At 75.0% G+C, this 17,016-nt stretch carries 17 protein-coding genes; 7 read left to right on the top strand and 10 right to left on the bottom strand.

What is annotated here, in order from left to right:
- Positions 1-137: 137 nt before the first annotated feature.
- Positions 138-950, bottom strand: coding sequence for a DUF3097 domain-containing protein (locus FHX75_RS00270; protein WP_154936086.1), 813 nt, complete (start codon positions 948-950; stop codon positions 138-140).
- Positions 951-1,187: 237 nt separating this feature from the next.
- Between FHX75_RS00270 and FHX75_RS00265 the strand changes: the two genes are divergently transcribed.
- Complete coding sequence (locus FHX75_RS00265; protein WP_154936085.1) at positions 1,188-1,982, top strand: hypothetical protein; 795 nt, start codon at positions 1,188-1,190, stop codon at positions 1,980-1,982.
- Between the two features lie 73 nt (positions 1,983-2,055).
- On the opposite strand, the gene FHX75_RS00260 is transcribed toward FHX75_RS00265, so the two are convergent.
- From FHX75_RS00260 to FHX75_RS00225, 7 genes are all read right to left on the bottom strand, one after another.
- Entirely contained in the window at positions 2,056-2,835 is a 780-nt protein-coding gene (locus FHX75_RS00260) for an HAD-IIA family hydrolase (RefSeq protein ID WP_154936084.1), read from the bottom strand.
- Positions 2,836-2,869: 34 nt separating this feature from the next.
- Positions 2,870-3,901 carry a ferrochelatase gene (locus FHX75_RS00255; protein ID WP_154936083.1) on the bottom strand — a complete coding sequence of 344 codons (1,032 nt, stop codon included), beginning with the start codon at positions 3,899-3,901 and terminating at the stop codon, positions 2,870-2,872.
- Between the two features lie 70 nt (positions 3,902-3,971).
- Complete coding sequence (gene fabI, locus FHX75_RS00250) at positions 3,972-4,739, bottom strand: enoyl-ACP reductase FabI (protein WP_154936082.1); 768 nt, start codon at positions 4,737-4,739, stop codon at positions 3,972-3,974.
- A gap of 40 nt (positions 4,740-4,779) precedes the next feature.
- Positions 4,780-5,484 (bottom strand): beta-ketoacyl-ACP reductase, encoded by a 705-nt coding sequence (fabG, locus tag FHX75_RS00245; RefSeq protein ID WP_154936081.1) that lies wholly within the window; start codon positions 5,482-5,484, stop codon positions 4,780-4,782.
- A gap of 667 nt (positions 5,485-6,151) precedes the next feature.
- Positions 6,152-7,102, bottom strand: a complete 951-nt coding sequence (locus FHX75_RS00235; protein WP_154936079.1) for a VWA domain-containing protein — start codon at positions 7,100-7,102, stop codon at positions 6,152-6,154.
- A complete protein-coding gene (locus tag FHX75_RS00230) occupies positions 7,099-8,103 on the bottom strand; it encodes a DUF58 domain-containing protein (RefSeq protein ID WP_154938627.1) in 1,005 nt (334 codons plus the stop codon). Before FHX75_RS00230 ends, FHX75_RS00235 begins: the two co-directional genes overlap by 4 nt.
- A complete protein-coding gene (locus tag FHX75_RS00225) occupies positions 8,082-9,203 on the bottom strand; it encodes an AAA family ATPase (protein ID WP_154936078.1) in 1,122 nt (373 codons plus the stop codon). Before FHX75_RS00225 ends, FHX75_RS00230 begins: the two co-directional genes overlap by 22 nt.
- Positions 9,204-9,441: 238 nt before the next feature.
- Here FHX75_RS00225 and FHX75_RS00220 point away from each other — a divergent pair, with 238 nt between their 5' ends.
- From FHX75_RS00220 to FHX75_RS00210, 3 genes are all read left to right on the top strand, one after another.
- Complete coding sequence (locus tag FHX75_RS00220; RefSeq protein WP_088961310.1) at positions 9,442-9,672, top strand: hypothetical protein; 231 nt, start codon at positions 9,442-9,444, stop codon at positions 9,670-9,672.
- Between the two features lie 13 nt (positions 9,673-9,685).
- The gene (locus FHX75_RS00215; RefSeq protein ID WP_154938625.1) at positions 9,686-10,213 is read left to right on the top strand and encodes a PH domain-containing protein; all 528 of its coding nucleotides are present in this window, start codon (positions 9,686-9,688) and stop codon (positions 10,211-10,213) included.
- A gap of 464 nt (positions 10,214-10,677) precedes the next feature.
- On the top strand, positions 10,678-11,997 hold the full coding sequence (locus FHX75_RS00210) for a PH domain-containing protein (protein WP_154938623.1): 1,320 nt from the start codon (positions 10,678-10,680) through the stop codon (positions 11,995-11,997).
- A gap of 105 nt (positions 11,998-12,102) precedes the next feature.
- On the opposite strand, the gene FHX75_RS00205 is transcribed toward FHX75_RS00210, so the two are convergent.
- The gene (locus tag FHX75_RS00205; protein ID WP_154936077.1) at positions 12,103-13,212 is read right to left on the bottom strand and encodes a phosphatase PAP2 family protein; all 1,110 of its coding nucleotides are present in this window, start codon (positions 13,210-13,212) and stop codon (positions 12,103-12,105) included.
- Positions 13,213-13,371: 159 nt separating this feature from the next.
- Between FHX75_RS00205 and FHX75_RS00200 the strand changes: the two genes are divergently transcribed.
- Entirely contained in the window at positions 13,372-13,776 is a 405-nt protein-coding gene (locus FHX75_RS00200; protein WP_154936076.1) for a thioesterase family protein, read from the top strand.
- The gene (locus FHX75_RS00195; RefSeq protein ID WP_154936075.1) at positions 13,773-14,603 is read left to right on the top strand and encodes an MBL fold metallo-hydrolase; all 831 of its coding nucleotides are present in this window, start codon (positions 13,773-13,775) and stop codon (positions 14,601-14,603) included. Before FHX75_RS00200 ends, FHX75_RS00195 begins: the two co-directional genes overlap by 4 nt.
- Positions 14,604-14,610: 7 nt before the next feature.
- On the opposite strand, the gene FHX75_RS00190 is transcribed toward FHX75_RS00195, so the two are convergent.
- On the bottom strand, positions 14,611-15,543 hold the full coding sequence (locus FHX75_RS00190) for a carbohydrate kinase family protein (protein ID WP_154936074.1): 933 nt from the start codon (positions 15,541-15,543) through the stop codon (positions 14,611-14,613).
- Between the two features lie 337 nt (positions 15,544-15,880).
- On the opposite strand from FHX75_RS00190, the gene FHX75_RS00185 reads away from it, so the two are divergent.
- Positions 15,881-17,002, top strand: coding sequence for a lytic polysaccharide monooxygenase auxiliary activity family 9 protein (locus FHX75_RS00185; RefSeq protein WP_154936073.1), 1,122 nt, complete (start codon positions 15,881-15,883; stop codon positions 17,000-17,002).
- The last annotated feature ends 14 nt before the right edge of the window (positions 17,003-17,016 follow it).

Genomic DNA, 17,016 nt, shown 5'->3' with positions numbered 1-17,016 from the left:
CGCTCGCGACGGTCCGGCCAGGCGCCGCGAGCAGGCCGGCCGGAGGAGCGGCGCGCCGTGAGCGTTCCGGCCGGCGCGGCGGGGGAACGCAGCGACGCGGGAAGGGCGGTGGCGCGGGAAGGCGGTGGCGGAGGTGGTCAGCCGGGCTCGGTGACGAAGTCGATCAGGCGTTCCATCGCGTTGATCAGCGGCGTCTCCACGTCGGCGAAGCTGTCGACGCGGGACAGGATGTGCCGCCACATGTCCGCCGGCTCGGCCACCCCGAGCGCCGCGCAGACGCCTTCCTTCCAGGGCCGCCCCGGCGGCACCACCGGCCACGCCGCGATGCCCAGCGCCGCGGGCTTCACGGCCTGCCAGACGTCGACGTACGGGTGGCCGGTGACCAGCACGTGCGGCGAGGTCACCTTCGCCACGATCCGGCTCTCCTTGGAGCCGGGCACCAGGTGGTCGACCAGCACCCCGAGCCGCCGGGTCGGTCCGGGGCCGAAGTCGCGCACCTCGGCGTCGAGGGCGTCGATGCCGTCCAGGGGCTCGACCACCACGCCCTCGATCCGCAGGTCGTCACCCCAGATCCGCTCCACCAGGGCGGCGTCGTGCACGCCCTCCACCCAGATCCGGCTCGCCTTGGCCACCTGCGCCCGGACGTTGTCGAGCGCGATCGACCCGGAGGCGGTCCGCCGGCGGGCCGCCGGCACCGGGGCACGGGTCGGACGGCGCAGCGTCACCGGCCGGCCGTCGAGCAGGAACGCCGCCGGCAGCAGCGGGAAGTTGCGCCGCCGGCCGTGCCGGTCCTCCAGCACCACCGCACCGGACTCGAACCCGACCACCGCGCCACAGAAGCCGGAGTCGGCGTCCTCGACCACCAGGTCCGGCTCGGCGTCGACCTCCGGGGTCACCTTCCGCCGCCGCCAGTCCCCCGCCAGCACGTCCTCGCCGTATCGCCGCGCCATGTCGATCAAACTAACCGCCGCCCCGGCGCGCCGCCCGCCGACGCGCCGCCGCACCCGCTCGGTGGCAACCCGGCCCCGCCTGCCCAGCGCTCCTCATGATCGGGTCCCAGTTTCCGAGGAAGCGCCAGGGCGGGGGCGCAGCCGGGCGGGCGGGGGCGAAGCGGGCAGTTCGGGGCAGGTGACGCGGCCGGAGCGGCAGTCGAGACAGGGCAGGCGGGGACCACGTACCCTTTCGGCATGTCCTCCCCCGCAACGGGCGCGGCCACCCTTGCCCCGCGCCGGTCGAGCCGGTTCGTTGCCTGGGTGCGCGCCTGGCGCGCCGGCCTGGTGCCGTACGACGAGGTCGCCGAATCCATCGCCGGCGACGAGGAGCACCTGGTCGCGGACGCGCCCGGCACCTGGACCGACGTCCCGCTGCGCGACGCGCTGCCCAGCCTGGCCAAGCTCTCGCCCGACGAGATCCGGTTGGTGCTGCCCGCACCCGGCGACCCGCGCGGCCTGCCCGGCCCCGGCGACTTCGCCGGCGCGGCGCTGCTCGCCGGCGAGGCGGTGGTCGCCGGGCCGCTGGGGCTGATCCCCGAGGTGCGCACGCACACGTCCGGTTCCGGGATGACCTGGGAGACCGTGCTCTGGCGGGTGTACCCGCTGCCGGCCGACGCGCCGAAGGCGTCGCTCGCGGCGCCCGGCGCGGCGGAGGCCGAGGCCGAGCTGGCCGCCGCGCTGGCCGAGACGACCGCCGCGCTGACCCGGCTCGACGTGGCCCAGTGGCGGCCCGAGCTGGCCGGGGCCCTCGCGGCGCTGCGCCGTCCGGACGGCGCCACCGACCTGCCGCCCGGCTTCGACCCGCGCGCCCGGCGGCTCTTCGCCCGGGCGGCCGTGCTGGACCGGGTGCTCGCCCTGGCCGGGCACAGCGCGCCGGGCGGGGCGATCAACAACTACGAGGCCCAGCAGCGCGACGCCGCGCTGCGCCCGCTCACCACCGCCTGCCGGCAGGCGCTGGTCGCCGCCTGCAACGCTCCGCTGCGCCCCTGACGGCGTACCCGTGCCGCCCGGCACGGGCGACGGACGCCCGGCCGGCGCGCGGCCGGCCCACGGCGCCGGCCGGTCAGATCTCGTCGATGAGGTCGGCGACCGAGTCGACGATCCGCGACGGCCGGTACGGGTAGCGCTCGGCCTCGACCCGGCTGCTGATCCCGGTGAGCACCAGGATGGTCTCCAGCCCGGCCTCCAGGCCGCAGAGGATGTCGGTGTCCATCCGGTCGCCGATCATCGCGGTGGTCTCCGAGTGCGCGTTGATGGTGTTGAGCGCCGAGCGCATCATCATCGGGTTGGGCTTGCCGACGAAGTACGGCTCCACCCCGGTCGCCTTCGAGATCATCGCGGCCACCGAGCCGGCGGCGGGCAGCGCGCCCTCCACGGACGGGCCGGTGACGTCCGGGTTGGTGCAGATGAACCGGGCCCCGTCGTTGATCAGCCGGACCGCCTTGGTGATCGCCTCGAAGCTGTAGGTGCGGGTCTCCCCCAGCACCACGTAGTCCGGCGCGAAGTCGGTCAGCACGTAGCCGACCGCGTGCAGCGCCGTGGTCAGCCCGGCCTCGCCGATCACGTACGCGGTGCCGCCCGGCCGCTGGTCGGCGAGGAACTGGCCGGTGGCCAGCGCCGACGACCAGATCGCCTCCTCCGGCACGTCGAGTCCCATCCGGACCAGCCGGGCCTGGAGGTCCCGCGGGGTGTAGATCGAGTTGTTGGTCAGCACCAGGAACGGCTTGCCGGAGGCGCGCAGCCGCTTGACGAACTCGGGGGCGCCGGGCACGGGCTGGCCCTCGTGCACCAGTACGCCGTCCATGTCGGTGAGCCAGCTCTGCACCGGCTTGCGGTCCTGCATCGTCTCTTCCCAGGGGGTGTCGGAGTGGGTGGTCTCAGGGGCGGCGGGCGGCCGGCACGCAGCACGGCGTGGGACAGGTGTCCCACATCGGCAGCTCACCGAGGCGGCGGCGCAGCCGCTCCCCGTCGGGCGTGGTGCGCTCGGCCACCAGTTCGCGGACCATCGCCACGAAGCGCGGGTCGGTGCCGGGAGTGCCCGCCCGGACGAAGTCCAGGCCGAGCCGCTTGGCCGTCTCCAGCGCCTCGGTGTCCAGGTCCCAGACCACCTCGAGGTGGTCGGAGACGAAGCCGATCGGGCTGACCACGACGCTGGTCACCCCGGACTCGGCGAGCGCGGTCAGGTGGTCGTTGATGTCCGGCTCCAGCCACGGCACCTGCGGCGGGCCGGACCGGCTCTGCCAGACCAGGTCGTACGGCAGATCGGGCGCGGCGGCGGCGTGCACCAGCCGGGCGACCTCCGCCAGCTGCGCGGTGTACCGGCCGCCGTGCGGGCCGGCGGTGGCCGCCGCCGAGACGGGGATGGAGTGCGCGGTGAAGACCACCCGGGTGGTGTCCCGCTTCGCCGGGTCGAGCTGGGCCAGCGCCGCCCGCACCGCGTCGACGTGCGGCTCGACGAAGCCGGGGTGGTCCCAGAACTGGCGCAGCTTCTCGATCACCGGGGCGTCCGCGCCGACGGCGGCCCGGGCCGCGGCGATGTCCTCCTGGTACTGCCTGCAGGACGAGTAGCCGCCGTACGCGCTGGTGACGAAGGCCAGCGCCCGGGTGACCCCGTCGTCGCGCATCCGCGCCACCGTGTCGGCGAGCATCGGATCCCAGTTGCGGTTACCCCAGTAGACCGGCAGGTCGACGCCGTTCGCGGCGAAGTCCGCCCGGATCGCGGCGAGCAGCTCGCGGCACTGCTGGTTGATCGGGGAGACCCCGCCGAAGTGCAGGTAGTGCTGGACGACCTCGTCGAGCCGCTCCGGCGGCACGCCCCGGCCCCGGGTCACGTTCTGCAGGAAGGGCAGCACGTCCTCGGGGCGCTCCGGGCCGCCGAAGGAGACCAACACCAATGCGTCGTACGCCATGGTCCCATTCTCCCCCGACGGCCGTGCCGGCCCGGCGGCCACCCCGCGGGCACCGGCCTGCGCCGGTGGCTCAGGCGCCGATCGCGTGGTAGCCGCCGTCGACGTGGACGATCTCGCCGGTGGTGGCCGGGAACCAGTCGGACAGCAGCGCCAGGCAGGCCCGGGCGGCCGGCTCCTGGTCGGTCAGGCTCCAGCCGAGCGGCGCGCGCTCGGTCCAGGCGTCCTCGAACTGGTCGAAGCCGGGGATCGACTTGGCGGCGATGGTACGCAGCGGGCCCGCGGCGACCAGGTTGCTGCGGATGCCCTGCTTGCCCAGGTGCAGGGCGAGGTAGCGGGAGGCGGACTCCAGGCCGGCCTTGGCCACGCCCATCCAGTCGTAGACCGGCCACGCCTTGGTGGCGTCGAAGGTGAGCCCGACCACGGCGCCGCCGGAGGACATCAGCGGCAGCGCCGCCATGGCCAGCGACTTGTACGAGTACGTGGAGACCTGCAGCGCCGTGGCCACGTCCTCCCAGGGGGCGTCGAGGAAGCCGCCGCCGAGGCAGCTCTGCGGGGCGAACCCGATCGAGTGCACCACCCCGTCCAGGCCGTCGACGTGCTCGCGCACCTTGTCGGCCAGGCCGGCCAGGTGCTCCGGGTTCGTCACGTCCAGCTCGATCACCGGGGCCGGCTCGGGCAGCCGCTTGGCGATCCGCTCGACCAGGGAGAGCCGGCCGTAGCCGGTGAGCACGACCTGCGCGCCGTTCTCCTGGGCGAGCTTCGCCACCGAGAAGGCGATCGAGGCGTCGGTGATGACACCGGTGACCAGCAGCCGCTTACCGGCGAGCAGTCCGGACATTCGGGGGTTCCTCCGTACGTTTTCTCGGGTGGGGCGGTCGTCAGTGGCCCATGCCCAGGCCGCCGTCGACCGGGATGACGGCGCCGGAGATGTAGCCGGCGGCGTCCGAGGCCAGCCAGGTGACCACACCCGCGACCTCGTCCGGCTCGGCGAACCGGCCGGCCGGGATGGCCTTGCGGTACTCGGCGCGACGCTCGTCGGGCAGCTTGGCGGTCATGTCGGTGTCGATGAAGCCGGGGGCGACCACGTTGGCGGTGATGTTGCGGCTGCCCAGCTCGCGGGTGATCGAGCGGGCCACGCCCACCAGGCCGGCCTTGCTGGCCGCGTAGTTGACCTGACCGACGCCGCCGTAGAGGCCGACCACCGAGGAGATGAAGATCATCCGGCCCCACTTCGCCCGGAGCATCTTCGTCGACGCCCGCTTGGCGCAGCGGAAGGTGCCGGTGAGGTTGGTGTCCAGCACGCCGGTGAACTGCTCCTCGGACATCCGCATCAGCAGCGTGTCGTCGGTGATGCCGGCGTTGGCGACCAGCACCTCCACCGGCCCCAGCTCCGCCTCGACGGCGGTGAAGGCCGCGTCCACCGACGCGGCGTCGGTGACGTCACACCGGACGCCGAAGAGCCCGGCCGGGGCGTCGCCGCTGCGGTGGGTCACCGCCACCCGGTCGCCCTGCTTGGCGAACGCCTGCGCGATGGCCAGGCCGATCCCCCGGTTGCCGCCGGTCACCAGCACGGTACGGGCCACGGGTCCCCCTCTGCTCAACTGATCTCTGCGTCGGTCGGAGCCTAGGCGTTACCGACAGGTAAGCGCTAACGCCCGGACCGCCCGGGACCCTGCCCGAGGGGTCCGGACGCCCTGCACGGCCCCTCCTCGCCGACCCTTCGGCCGGGTCGGTCCGGACGCTCGGCCGGGTGCGCGGCGGCAGCGTCCCCGTTGTACGATGATCGGCGTTTGCGGGTCGGCATCCGGCCCGCGTTCCGGGCCCCGCCGACCGCAGGAGGTGATCGCTGTGCGAGATAGCGATCCTCCCAGTCGTGGCCGGGCCCTCCGTCAGCCCCGCTGAGCCACGACTCAGTTGGTGAGCTGACCCAGCTCCCGCTCCCCACACCGCCCGCTCCGGCCACCGCCGGGGTGGCCGGCCCGCGCCGTCCCGCTCCAGGAACGGCCCACGGTGGAGCCGCCCGGTCACGACTTCGTGTGCGCGTCCTGCTCAACCCCTGCGGTCCGCCCCCGCACGCGCGGACCGTCCAGCCGCCACCCGGAGCCGTCCATGAGCCGTTACGTCGCCCCGCTGGGCTTCACCCTCGCCGCCGTCTGGGTGGCCGTCGTCTTCGTCCTGGCCGGCGGCGGTCACTGACCACCGCCGGCCGGTACGGCCACCCGTCCCGCCCGCTCGCACCCCGAACGGGTCTCAGAGCATCCGGGACGACCAGAGCAGGCTCAGCCCGCCGGCGCAGAGCGCGAGCAGCAGGGCCACCCCCGCGTACCACTGGGTGATCTCGCGCGGCTCGGTGCGGAACCCGATCGAGCTGCCCATGTCCTGGTAGACCTGCTTCAGCTCGGAGACCGAGGCCGCCTCGTAGAAGTAGCCCTCGGTGGTCTCGGCAAGCTGCGCCAGCGCCAGCCGGTCCACCGGCACCCGCTGCGGCTGGCCGTTGATGTCGACCTGCCCCGAGTCGGTGCCGAAGGCGATGGTCGAGACCGGCACGTTGGCCGCCTGCGCCGCCGCGGCGGCCTCCTCCACCGACCGGCCCGACGTGCGGAAGCCGTCGGAGAGCAGCACGATCCGGGCCGGCGGAATGCCGGCCGTGCCGTCGGCCGGGACCGAGCGGATCGCCTCCAGGCAGGTGAAGACCGCCTCGCCGGTGGCGGTCGCCTCGGCCAGGGTCAGCCCGTCGATCGCCGCCGTCACCGCCTCCCGGTCCTTGGTGGGGGCGACCAGCACGTTCGCCGACTTGGCGAAGGAGACCAGCCCGAGGTTGTAGCTCTCCGGCAGCTCCCCGACGAACTGCTTCGCCGCCTCCTGCGCGGCCTCCAACCGGTTCGGCGCCACGTCGTCGGCCTGCATGGACAGTGAGACGTCGATCGCCAGCATGACGGTGGCCCGCTCCAGGGGCTCCCGGGTGTCCACCGCCGGCCGGGCCATTCCCGCGGCCAGCGCCACCAGGGCGAGCAGGAACGCGGTGGCCGCGGCGTGCCGCCGCCAGCCCAGGCCCTTCGGCGCCAGGGTCCGCAACAGGTCCACGTTGGTGAACCGCATCGCGTACGCCCGGCGGTGGCGCTGCCGCCAGACGTAGAGCGCGGCGAGGGCCAGCACCGGCAGCAGGGCCAGCAGCCACCACGGTTGCAGAAAACGGATCATCGCGTCGTCCCCCGGGTGCGGGCGTGCCGCTGCGCGGCCACGAATCGCACCATGTCCAGCAGCCAGTCTCGATCGGTACGCAGGCGCAGGTGCCCGGCGCCGGCGGCGCGCAGCTCGGTGGCGATCGCCTCGCGCTGGGCGGCCGCCGCCTCGGCGTACCGCCGGCGCAGCCGGGGATCGGCGGTCTGCACCTCGTGCAGCTCCCCGGTCTCCGGGTCGACCACCGGCAGCACCCCCACGTCCGGCAGCTCCAACTCGCGCGGGTCGACCACCTCGATCGCCAGCACGTCGTGCCGGACCCGCAGCTTACGCAGCGGCCGGCCCCACTGCTGCGGCGGCGCGAGGAAGTCCGAGATCACCACCGCCAGGCCCCGCCGTCGTGGCGGGCGGTTGAGCAGGTCGATCAGCGCGCCCAGGTCGCTGCGCCCGGGTCGGACCGGGGTGTGCGCGACGGCCCGCAGCAACGCGTGCGCCTCCCGGCGACCCGAGCGGGCCGGCACCCGGGTGAGCACGCCCGGCCCGACGGGCGGCGGCGGGGCGGCGCGCCAACGGCCGGCGGGCGCCGCGGTCTCCGCGCCGGTGCCGATCACCGCGCCGATCCGGTTGCCGCCGCGCACGGTCAGGTGGGTCAGGGCGGCGGTCGCGGCGATCACCACCTCCCGCTTGAGCCAGCGCCCGGTGCCGAAGTCGAGGCTCGCCGACAGGTCCACCGCGAGCCAGGTCTCCAGCTCCCGGTCGGCCACCGTCCGCCGCACGTGCGGCATGGTGGTCCGGGCGGTGACCGGCCAGTCCATCCGGCGTACGTCGTCGCCGGGCCGGTACTCCCGCGACTCCCCCGCCTCGCTGCCCGGGCCGGGCAGCAGTCCGGCGTAGTCGCCCTGGAGCAGGCCGTCGAGCTTGCGGGTGACCAGCAGCTGCAACCGGGACAGCACCGCCTCGGTCCGCTCGCCGCCGGCGTCGGGCGGGCGCACGGGTGAGGTCACGGCCGCTGCCCGGGCCAGCCGGCGCCGGGCGGCGCGCTGACCGGCGGCACCGGGGTCGCCTGCTGGCGGGGCGCCACCGAGGGCAGCGGGATCGTCGACATGACCCGGTGCACCACATGGTCGGCGGGCACGTCGTCGGCGAGCGCGTCGTAGCTGAGCACCAGCCGGTGCCGGAGGATGTCCGGCGCGATGTCCTGCACGTCCTGGGGCAGCGCGTAGTCGCGGCCGCGCAGCAGGGCCAGCGCCCGGGTGGCCCGGACCAGGCCGAGCGAGGCGCGCGGGCTGGCGCCGTACTGGATGAGCCGGGCGACGTCGGGCATCCCGTGCTCGGCCGGGGTACGGGTGGCCAGCACCAGCCGGACCGCGTAGTCGACCAGCGCGTTGTGCACGAAGACCTGGTCGGCCTTCTGCTGCAGGGCGATCAGGTCGTCGGAGGTGAAGACCTGCGCCGGCTCCGGCGGGGCGACGCCCATCCGGTAGACGATCTCGCGCTCCTCGGCGTCGGTCGGGTAGCCGACCACGATCTTCATCAGGAAGCGGTCCCGCTGCGCCTCCGGCAGCGGGTAGACGCCCTCCTGCTCGATCGGGTTCTGGGTGGCCATCACCAGGAACGGGTTCGGCACCCGGTGCGTCTCGCCGCCGATGGAGACCTGCCGCTCGCTCATCACCTCCAGCAGCGCGGACTGCACCTTCGCCGGGGCCCGGTTGATCTCGTCGGCGAGGAGGAAGTTGACGAAGACCGGGCCCAGCTCCACGTCGAACTTCTCGCTGGACTGCCGGTAGATCCGGGTGCCCATGATGTCGGCGGGGACCAGGTCCGGGGTGAACTGCACCCGGGCGAAGTCGCCGCCGACCACCTTGGCCAGGGTCTCCACCGCCAGCGTCTTGGCCACCCCGGGTACGCCCTCCAGCAGGCAGTGACCCCGGGCGAGGAGCGCGACGAACATCCGCTCCACCATCCGGTCCTGGCCGACGATGACCCGTTTGATCTCGAACAGCGCCCGTTCCAGCAGGCTGGCATCCTCCGCCGGCGTGCTCACCGGTGTGCTCACCGGCGTGGGCGTCTCGGGGGCCGACCCGTTCGGGGTCGGGGCGTCGGGCGTGGTCGGCTGGGCCACCGGTCCTCCACAGCATGATCGGTCGTCGCGGCGTGGTGCGTACCAAGACTCCCATGCCTGGCTGAGAGCCGATGGAGGGAGAAGCCGATTTCCGCCGCGCCGTCCCGTTCGCCGAATCGCTGAACGAGGGTGGACACACAGGGGTCCGGCGCGTGTACGATTCACCCCGTCGCCGGGCGGCTCCCCCCGTGGTCGCCCGGCGCTCAAACTTCCGGCACCCCGGCCTAGACTGCCCCGGGTGACCGACTCCAGCACCGCCGACGAGGCACCGATCTGTTCGGCCCGTGGCTGTCGCGCTCCCGCCGTCTGGGCGCTGCGCTGGAACAATCCCCGCCTGCACGACCCCGAGCGGCGCAAGACCTGGTTGGCCTGCCCGCAGCACCGGACGTCCCTCGGCGACTTCCTCGACGCGCGCGGCTTCCTGCGCGAGGTCGCACCACTGCCGGGATCGCATACGCTCGAACGGTGAGCGCGCAGAGCGGATCGTCCCGGTGAACGGCGCCGAGCCACCTCAGCGTCCGGTCAGCGCCCTGGAACCCTGGCCGGACACCGTCCGGTGGCAGCGGATCTCCGGCGACCTGATCTGGGTGGAACTGCTCCGGCTCGCGATGGTGCTGGCCGTGGTGCTGGCCGGTCTCGGCCTCGGCTGGGCGCTCAGCGGTCACTGGGCCTTCGGCGTCGCGATCGGGCTGGTGCTGCTGCTCGGCACCTGGCGGGCGGTGGCGATCGTCCGGGCCGTCCACGCCTGGGGCTACGCCGAGCGCGAGAACGACCTGCTGGTCCGGCACGGGCTGCTGGTCCGGCGGCTCTCCATCGTGCCGTACTCGCGGATGCAGTTCGTCGACGTCAGCGCCGGGCCGCTGGAGCGGGCGTTCCGCCTGGCCACCGTGCAGCTGCACACCGCCGCCGCAGCCAGCGACGCCCGGGTGCCCGGCCTGCGGCCGGAGGAGGCGGCCCGGCTGCGCGACCGGCTCACCGCGCTGGGCGAAGACCGCGCGGAGGGGCTGTGAACGACGGGCCGCGCGGGCCGGAACCGGTCCGGCCCGACACCGGCCCCGCGCCGGCCCCGTCGGAGCCGTCCGCACCGGCCGGCCCACCCGGACCCGAGCCGGTCTCCAACCCACCCGGACACACCCCCGTCTCCGGCCCACCGGCGCACAGCCCGACGTCCGGCCCGCCGCTGCACGGTGCGGTCTCCGGCCCGCCGGCACACAGCCCGACGTCCGGCCCGCCGGTCCACGGCCCTACGTCCGGCCCACCGGAGCACGGTCCGACATCGGGCCACCCCGAATACGGCTCCACCTCCGGCCGACCGACGCCCGGCCCGGCACCCGGACCACCCGGACCCGGCCCGGCGCCCGCGCCGCCCGGATACGGTTCGCCGCCCGGATACGGTCCCGTGCCCGTGGGCAACGGCCCCGCGCCCGGCTCGCCCGCCCACGCCCCGCCGCCCGGCACACCCGGGTACGCCCCCGTGCCCGGCCCGGCCGGGGAGGAGCCGCGGCAGCGACTGCACCCGCTCAGCCCGGTGCTGCACGGCGCGAAGTCGCTGGTCGTGGTGATCGCGGGCCTGTCCTGGTCGACCCTGTCCCGGGTGGGCTTCGGGGTGTTCGCCGTGATGGTGGTGGTGCTGGCGCTGGGCGCGACGGTGCTGGCGGTGATCAGCTGGTGGAACACCGGCTACCACATCGTCGGGCGGGAACTGCGGGTGCACGAGGGGCTGCTCTGGCGGCGTACCCGGGCGATCCCGCTGGAGCGGTTGCAGGCCGTGGAGGTGGTACGGCCGCTGCTCGCCCAGCTCACCGGCCTGGCCGAGCTGCGGCTGGAGGTGGTGGGCGGCGGCAAGACCGAGGCGCCGCTGGCGTACCTCGGCGTGGCCGAGGCGGCGGCGTTGCGGCAGCGGCTGCTCGCCGTGGCGGGTCGGGCCGCCGGCGGGGAGGTCGCGCCGGCCGCCGAACGCGCCGGGGTGCCACCGGAGCCGGCCGGCCGGCCGCTGCACGCCGTCCGCAACACCGACCTGCTGGTCAGCCAGCTGCTCACCCCGCAGGCGTTCCTGCTCCCGTTCGGCCTGGTCTTCGTGGCGGCCCAGTTCCTCTCCGAGGGCTCCTGGTCGTTCATCGCGGTGGCCAGCACGCTGACCGCGATGGCCGGCGTGATCCTGCAACCGGTCCGCCGGGTGCTCGACGACTGGAGCTTCCGGCTGGACCGTGAGGAGGACCGCCTGCGCGTCCGCAACGGCCTGCTGGAGACCCGGGTGCAGACCGTGCCGCTGGACCGGGTGCAGACGGTCGGGGTGACCTGGCCGCTGCTCTGGCGGATGAAGGGCTGGCTGCGGCTGCGGCTGGAGGTGGCCGGCTACTCCGGTGGCGAGCAGGACGACCGGAACCGGCCGGACCGGCTGCTGCCCGTCGGCGACCTGCGTACCGGCGAGGAGATCGTCGCCGAGGTGCTGCCCGGGGTGCGGCTGACCGCCCTGCCGCTGACGCCCCCGCCGGCCCGGGCCCGCTGGCTGCGACCGCTCAGCGTGCGGGCGCTCGGCGCCGGGTTGGGCGAGCGCGTCTTCGCCGTCCGCTCCGGTCTGCTGACCCGGCAGCTGGCGATCGTGCCGTACGCCCGGATCCAGAGCGTGCGGGTGGTGCAGGGGCCGGCGCAGCGGCGGCTGCGGCTGGCGACGGTGCACGCCGACACCGCGGGCGGTTCGGGCGCCGCGGCGCACGACCGGGACCTGACCGAGGCGTGGGCGCTCGCCGCGGAGCTGATCGCCCGGGCGCACGCCGCACGGCGCCCCCGCTGACGATCCGGCGAGTGCCGCGGCCCGTTCCCCGCTGACGATCCGGCGAGTGGCGCGGCGCGTCCCCGCTGACGGTCCGGCGAGAGGCGCGCCGCGTTCGCTGCCGCCTCAGCGGGCGGCGCGCTGCTCCGCTGGCTGCCCGGCCGGCGCGCCGGCGGGCTCGGCGACGGTCGACTCGACGGCGACCGGCTCGACGGCGACCGGCTCGGCCGTGGCCGAGGAGACCGCCGCCGGGGAGGCCGTGGTCGGCGGGGCCGCCAGCTGGCGGCGGGCCCGGTGGGCCGCCCACCAGCGCTCGGCGAGCCCGACCACCAGGAAGGTCATCCCCACGTACGCCCAGCCGACCAGCACGTCGATCACGTAGTGCTCGCCGCAGTAGACCAGGGTGAAGGTCATCGCCAGCGGGTACGCCAGCAGCAGCGGCCACCACCGCTTCCGGGTGGCCCGGAGGAAGAACAGCACGACGAACAGGGCGAACGCGGTGTGCAGCGACGGCATCGCGGCGACCGGGTTGCTGGCGATCTGCCCGGCGTTGAGCAGGTTGCCGGCGCCGTGCATGCCGAACGCCTTCCAGCCCCGGGTGGAGATCCGGGCGACCTCGGTGAGCAGGCCGTTCTGCGCCGCCCACCAGGGCGGAGCGGCCGGGTAGACGAAGTAGGTGACCAGCCCGGAGGCGCAGAGGAACCCCCAGCGCCGCATGAACGCCGCCCACCGGCCCCGGTCGCGCAACCAGAGCACCGCGGCGGCGGCCAGCGCCACCACGAAGTGGGAGAAGTAGACCCAGCTGGCCAGGACGTCCCACCAGTGCACGTCGGGCCGGTAGAGGTGCTCCTGGAGCCAGACCGTCGGCACCTCGCCGCCGGTGGCCCAGCCGAACATCACCCGGTCGGCGACGATCAACTCGTAGGCGTGCGGGGTCGCCCCGTTGTCGGCGAAGCCCCGGGAGAGGTTGTACGCGGCCAGCAGCAGCACCACCGGCACCCAGTCCCGGGCGAAGTGCAGGTGGCTGCGCCACGGGCGGGACGAGTTCCAGGCGATCGTCGCCGCCCAGATCCAGACGAACGCGTACGCCGGGTCGGTCGGCAGGCCGATGGCCAGCCAGGCGACGACGAAGGCGGCGCCCCAGACCGCCATCGCGATCACGCGGCGACGCCCGCCGTCGGCGGACGCGGTCGGTCCGGTGGGGGCGGGGGGCTGGGGGTCAGTCACGACGGCCATCGCGGTCAAGGTTAACGGCGGCTCACGGGGACCACCGGGCCGGCTGCCTCCCATGCCCCGCCCGGCCACCGCGGGCCGCCGCGCCGGCCGCCCGGCGGCGGGTGGTCCGGTTCGCCGTCGTCGTGGCCGGGGCACCCGCCGAACACCTACGCTGAGCCCATGCAGGAGCAGTCGGACACCCCCTTCCCGACCGGGCTGACCGCCCGGGTCGAGCTGACCGTCACCGACGCCGACACCGCGCAGGCGGTGGGCTCCGGCGACGTGCCGGTGCTCGGCACGCCCCGGTTGCTCGCCCTCGCCGAGGCGGCCACCGTCGCGGCCACCGCCACCCACCTGCCGGCCGGCTCGACGACCGTGGGCAGCCGGGTGGAGCTGGAGCACCGCGCGGCGACGCCGGTCGGGCGGACGGTGGTGGCGCAGGCCCGGCTGGCCGAGGTCGCCGGGCGGCGGCTGGTGTTCGAGGTGACGGTCACCGACGGTGGCGAGACGGTGGCGGAGGGTCGGGTGGAGCGGGCGCTGGTCGACCGGCAGCGCTTCGTGGCGCGTGCGGCGCGGGTGTCATGACCCTCCGGTTCGTGGAGGTCGCCGACCGGGTCCACGTGCTGCGCGAGCCGGTGCTCGACGTCAACGTCACCCTGGTCGTCGGTGACGGGGAGGCGTTGCTGGTGGACAGCCTCTCCACCGCCGGGCAGGCCACCGAGCTGGCCGCGGCGGCCCGGGCGGTCACCGGCCACCCGTGGACGCTGGTCAACACCCACCACCACTACGACCACTGCTTCGGCAACGCCACCCTCGCCGCCGACCCGCCCCGCCCGGTGTACGCCCACGAGCTGGCCGCCGCCGCGCTGCGCGAGCGGCCGGACGCGCTGCGCCGGGAGGCGTACGAGGAGCTGCGGGGCGAGCGGCCGGAGTTCGCCGCCGAGGTGGCCGGAACGGAGCTGCTCGCCCCGACGCACACCGTGCTCACCGAGGCGGTGCTCGACGTCGGGGGCCGCCGGGTGGTGCTGCGTCACCCGGGGCGCGGGCACACCGACGCCGACCTGGTGGTGCACGTGCCCGACGCCGACGTGCTGGTCGCCGGGGACCTGGTGGAGCAGAGCGGGCCGCCCGCCTTCGAGGACTCGTACCCGTTGCAGTGGCCGGACGCGGTGGCCGAGCTGCTGCGGCTCACCACGCCCGCGACGGTGGTCGTGCCCGGGCACGGCGACCCGGTCGACGCCGAGTTCGTCCGGGCCCAGCACCGCCAGCTGGTCGACCTGGCCTGGCTGATCCGCGCCGCCCACACCGGCAGTGCCCCGCCGGAGCGGGTCGCCGCCGAGGCGCCCTTCGGCGCCCGACCCGCCCTGATCGCCGCCCGCCGCGGGTACGCCGAACTCAACGGCACCCCCTGACGCCGGCTCAGTCGACGAAGCGGGCCAGCACCTCGGCGCGGGTGGGCATCGACACCGCGCCGCCGGGCGACTCGCAGACCAGGCCGGCGACCCGCAGCGCGAACGCCACCCGCTGGTGCCACTCGGTCGGCTCGGCCGGCTCCCCGTCGACCAGCAGGTCGGCGATGAGCGCCGCCATCACCGAGTCGCCCGCGCCGGTGGCGTCGACCGCGCGCACCTTCGGCGCGGGCACGCGTACCGGGTCGGGGCCGGCCGCGACGATCGCGCCGTCCGCGCCGAGGGTGACCACGACGGTGCCCGCCCCCAGCTCGCGCAGGTACGCCGCGACCCCCTCGACCGGCTCGCGCGGGTAGAGCAGCGCGGCGTCGGCCTCGCTCAGCTTGACCAGGTGCGCCCCGGCGGCGAACTCCGCGACCACCTCCCGCAGCCCGTCCAGCGTCGACGGCCCGTCCAGCAGCCGGGGCCGCACGTTGGGGTCGAACACCCGCAGGCCGGTGGCGAGCGACCACGCATGCCGCGCGGCGGCGAGCACCGGCGGGCAGAGCAGCACGATCGACCCGCAGTAGAGCACGTCGGCGCCCTCGATCAGGGCCAGGTCCAGACTGTCGGCGGTGAGCAGGCCGTACGAGGGCGGCTCGCCGTAGAAGCGGAAGTCGGGCTCGGCCCCGGCATGCGTGGTGACCGCGAGGGTGGTGGGCACCCCGACGGCGACGGCGCCGGCCAGCCCAACGCCGGCGTCGGCGAGGAAGGCGCGGATCCGGCCGGCCAGCACGTCGTCGCCGAACGACCCGACGAACTCGGCCGCGCCGCCGAGCCGGGACACCCCGACGGCGACGTTGAGCGGGCCACCGCCGATCTCCTGCCGGAAGACCGGCCGGCCCTCGCACTCGGCGTCGAGCAGGTCGACCAACGCCTCACCGAGCACCACCGCGTATCCCACGTCGCCTCCCAGCGTCCGTCGCTTCGTACCAGGCTGGCACAGTGCCCGCCACGGCGGGCGCGAAGCCCCGTCTCCACGTATCGAGCAACGACTATTGCGCGGGGTCGCCGGGGCGTGGTGGGATGACGCGTGCCGGGTCGGTGCGGGGGCTGCCGCACCACCGGCGCCGAGCTGGAGCCGACGCGAGGGCACCGGTCCGCGGGACGCGGACCGAGGGCGGTGCGCGGCCATCCGGCCCTCCCGACTCCCGGGCCGCCGGCCGTGGCGCCGCGATCGTCGCATCCGCTCGTCACAGCGGGGCCGGCCGTCGCGCCGCCCCGCGGGTCAGGAGAACCTCGTGATCCGTTCCCGTACGGCCGCGCTGCTCACCGCGGCCGCCACCCTCGCCCTGGGCGCCGTCGCCCTGACCTCCGGTCCAGATCCGGCCGCCGCGCACGGCGCGGCGATGACTCCGGGCAGCCGGACCTACCTGTGCTGGAAGGACGGCCTCAGCCCGACCGGCGAGATCAGGCCGGTCAACCCGGCCTGCTCGGCGGCGGTCGCGCAGAGCGGCGCCAACTCCCTCTACAACTGGTTCAGCGTGCTCCGCTCGGACGCCGGCGGCCGGACCGTCGGCTTCATCCCCGACGGCAAGCTGTGCAGCGGCGGCAACCCCGGTTTCGCCGGGTACGACCTGGCCCGCACCGACTGGCCGGTGACCCACCTGACCGCCGGGGCGCGGCTGGACTTCCGCTACAGCAACTGGGCCCACCACCCGGGCACGTTCTACTTCTACGTCACGAAGGACAGTTGGAGCCCGACCCGACCGCTGGCCTGGAGCGACCTGGAGGAGCAGCCCTTCCTGACGGTGACCAACCCGCCGCAGCGCGGCGCGGTCGGCACCAACGACGGGCACTACTACTTCAGCGGCAACCTGCCCTCCGGCAAGAGCGGGCGGCACATCGTCTACTCCCGCTGGGTCCGCTCGGACAGCCAGGAGAACTTCTTCGGCTGCTCGGACGTCACCTTCGACGGGGGCAACGGCGAGGTGACCGGGGTCGGTTCCGGCGGTGGCACGACGCCTCCGCCGAGCCCCACCACGCCGCCGCCCGGCCCGACCACTCCCCCGCCCTCGCCCACCACCCCGCCGCCCAGTCCGACCACGCCGCCGCCGGGCGGCGACTGCATGGCGGTCTACAAGGTGCTCAACTCCTGGCCCGGCGGGTTCCAGGGCGAGGTCATGATCATGAATCACAGCGCCCGGACGTACGGCGGCTGGGTGGCCAGCTGGACGTGGCCCAGCGGTCAGTCGATCAGCAGCCTCTGGAACGGCACGGTGAGCTCCTCCGGATCGGCGGTGACGGTCGCCAACGCGGCCTGGAACGGCACGATCGCCCCCGAGGGCACCACCACGTTCGGCTTCACCGCGACCACCACCGGCGCCAACACCCTGCCCACCCTCACCTGCTCCGGCCGCTGACACCCTGACGGGCC

Origin of the sequence: Micromonospora palomenae, assembly GCF_007829925.1 — a bacterium.
Lineage (GTDB): Bacteria > Actinomycetota > Actinomycetes > Mycobacteriales > Micromonosporaceae > Micromonospora > Micromonospora purpureochromogenes.
This window is presented reverse-complemented; position numbering and strand designations above follow the sequence as displayed.